Origin of the sequence: Vibrio lentus, from assembly GCF_002875945.1 — a bacterium.
Classification (GTDB): domain Bacteria; phylum Pseudomonadota; class Gammaproteobacteria; order Enterobacterales; family Vibrionaceae; genus Vibrio; species Vibrio apostichopi.
On sequence record NZ_MCZK01000164.1, the window covers coordinates 1 to 2,563 of the forward strand.

The 2,563-nt window shown below is 41.2% G+C and carries 1 protein-coding gene; it reads left to right on the forward strand.

What is annotated here, in order from left to right:
* The first annotated feature begins 628 nt into the window (after positions 1–628).
* Entirely contained in the window at positions 629–1,279 is a 651-nt protein-coding gene (locus tag BCT49_RS21105) for a hypothetical protein (RefSeq protein WP_102437977.1), read from the forward strand.
* Positions 1,280–2,563: the final 1,284 nt, after the last annotated feature.

Below are 2,563 nucleotides of genomic sequence, written 5' to 3' on the forward strand. Positions count from 1 at the left end.
AACGAAAAGCAGAGCATCACACGCTGATGGTGTTTCGTAGGTAACTGTCACTGTAATGCAGTGACAGTTACTTGACGTGTCGATGTCTATTGGTTTCAAAGGGTGTTTTGAAAAGTGATAGGTCGGTGATAGACCGAAAAGATGAGTCAAAAAGAACGATTAGCAGGATTCGCATTTTGTGCTACACGCTCCAAAACCCCCGATCTACGATGTGACTCAGCGAGGCTTTGGGTTGTTTTTCTGACGCACTCACTCCGTTCGATTGTCGGATCGTTCTTCCTCATGAAAGGACTTCGCCCACTTCACGAGAAATTACGATCTTAGGGGGAAAGTTTCAGTTATGAGCGTTACGGTGTGATTTTTGGGTGAGTTCAAAAGATGTTAATTCGCATTGTGAAGCACCCAGAAAGTGAAATTAACTTTCAAAGAGGATTTGTGTGCCCGTTGGTGGTTTCAGCTCTTAAAATGGCTTACAGGCCGCGTGATAGCCTTCTAGGCGGTGTTTCTGATAGAAAAGTCGTGGATTTTACATAATAGGAATAATGAACATCAAGAGTTATTCATCATTCATTCAGTTTCTAATGTTATTATTTGTCCATTCAACTCGAACTATTAGTTAGGATTTAGTGTGAAAAAAATAATTTGTGCAGCTGTTGTTTCAATTGCCTTAATTGGTTGCTCTGATGACAGCAACAGCAACAGCAACAGCAACAGCAACATAGAGTTATCAGAGCAATTTGAAGGTCTATATTTGAATGAATCAGCAGGAATCGTTAACTCTGCTGTTATTTCAAATGATGATCAGGGGGATTTTCTTTTAATTGATTTTGCTTCTAAAACTAGTTTTGTTCCGTCTCCATTTTCAGAGACCACCAATTCAATCGATTACAATCAATTTAAGGAAGGAACTTCTGGAAGCTGGATTAACAACACTGGAAGCTTCAAGGTAAGCTTTTCGGGAATGATAGCCAATAGTGACCAATTAGGGGTGGATTTAAATAAGTCTTCATCAGATCCGTTAGGGAGCATATCCCCAACTTGGAATGTAATTGGCAGCAACTTTTCTTTTACATCTGATAACGGTAATACGTATAGCGGAACTTTAGAGTTTGATTCTAGTGGTTACTGGGAGCTTGATGATGATTTTCCATTTACAGATTCCTCGGGAAATCTTGTCTCTTCAACGGCTGAAATTATCGTATTTGTAAGGTCTGGAAAAACATACTCAATTATCTACGATAAGCAGTTTAGTCGTGTTATTGATATTGATATTCGATAATTTAACGTAACTTCACTTAATCCGCACCCAGATTCAGAAACAAAAAAGCCTCCCGTATGGGAGGCTTTTTTGTTTGTTCTTGCCCAGCGACAGAAGTTTGTCGTTGAGACTTTGAGCATTTGAACGTAATCTAATGCCCATATGTGACGAAATCAGTTGGAAGCTGATTTTCGTCGAGATACTCAAAACGTTAGCAAGCGTTGAAGTCCTTTCATGATAGTTCATATCGAGTCGGCACTTCAAGAGTATTCTCCAAGTAATCGGTGGTAGGATTTAGAGTCACTAGGGTTACGAGACAGCATAGAGATGTAGAAATCGTAAGATTTCCTCCACAAATCAGAGACTTTCAACCTAGTACGTTGTTATTTGCTTTGGTCTGATGGGGACTAGCGAAATTGTCGAAAGCATCACCCACATGAGTGGTTCTTCTTGAGTCTACGGATATTAGCGGTAGCAAAGAGGCTTGCAGATTGGAGAGTTTACTTCCTTGCAAGGCACTAACAAGAAGAGCGGCGAGAGACGGGCGACAAGGCTCATAACAGAGCGTAACTCTCGCAGAGAACCGGTGTTATCAAGGTTCTCCTGATGAAAATGAACTATACTCGGCTCCGGTCGGCAAGTGTCATCAGTCACCACTAAGAGGTTTTTTTAAAAATCTCTTAGGGTGAGTGTGTCTGAATCCCTCCCTACCTCTCACCAATCAGCAAGGGGATACCCCTTAACATCATCACTTAACTTAACTAAAAAAATGAAAACAAAATCATTTGATGATGATTTGATATTGTCACCGCTCGGCGCAGTGTGTGAGTAAGCGAAGCGTCCGAACATCGAGCAAGCGGAATACACTCGATCTTAAACTGGGGCACTGTCACGGCATTAGCCCAATTTTCTTCATGTTTACGTGTAACTCTTTCGTGTAACTACTTCCGGTAACAATAGTTACACGTAAAGGTTACAGGTAAGAGTTACACGTAAATAAAAAATAAAAGCATAGAAAAGAGCAGCTTAGAAACATGTTTCTAAGACCTTGGATGCGTAGCGCTACGCGCGACTGAGCCCCTTTTAAAGGTGAAATAATCCGTTTCTTCGCCCCGTCAGTTTCACTCTAATAAAATGCTCTCAGTCTCGCCTACTCAACGCATCCAAAAGCATGCGCTAAAATTAACAATTCCCCTCTCAGGTTCGGCACTTTTCAGTGATTGAATTTCTTAACGCTTATAGAGCACTTTCATTCCCACATAACAATTAAACCCCGCAGAGGGGGCGCATGGGCGATTGATTTAG